1 pseudogene is annotated in these 557 nt (G+C 37.0%); it reads left to right on the forward strand.

The window, feature by feature from the left end:
- Positions 1-319: pseudogene (locus Q1B07_RS26755) on the forward strand (IS110 family transposase); the annotation flags it as partial.
- Positions 320-557: the final 238 nt, after the last annotated feature.

A 557-nucleotide genomic window follows, 5' to 3' on the forward strand; every position in this document is an offset into this window, starting at 1 on the left:
GTATTTTGGGCGTATTTCGAAGCAAGGAAATCCCCATCTTCGCTATATCATTTATAACCTTGGTCGTTGTCTGGCTCTGCACAACAAAGATTTACAGCCATTTGTAACAAGATTAAAAGAAAAAGGAAAACACGCTCGTAAAATTTTTATTGCTTTAGGAAACAAGTTTATAAAGATTGCGTTTGCGATGCTTCGCGATAAAAAGCCGTTTATTTCGAAAGTTGAGCCATATGAAATACTAGAAGAAATCAACAAAAAGCTATCTTATAACAGTCTGATTAGTACAACAAAAACAAACAAGACACCTTTAGCAGCATAAAAAAACAAATAAAGTTACCACTACTTCTGAGGTCGAGGTGAGATCGGAACGACTTTCTGGAGGCTCTAAGACCTCGAAGTTAAGCATTATCCACCTCGTCCTATAAATGCGAATTGTACGTTAATGAAATCAAAAGATTGTACTCATGCCAGAATGCATCCCTATAGTATTGAAACGAGGTTTACCGCTTCAGATCTGAGAAGTAGTGGATAACTTTCATAGAGCTCCTTGTCAGTTG

It is taken from the genome of uncultured Metabacillus sp. (genome assembly GCF_947503125.1).
In the GTDB taxonomy this organism is placed as follows: domain Bacteria; phylum Bacillota; class Bacilli; order Bacillales; family Bacillaceae; genus Metabacillus.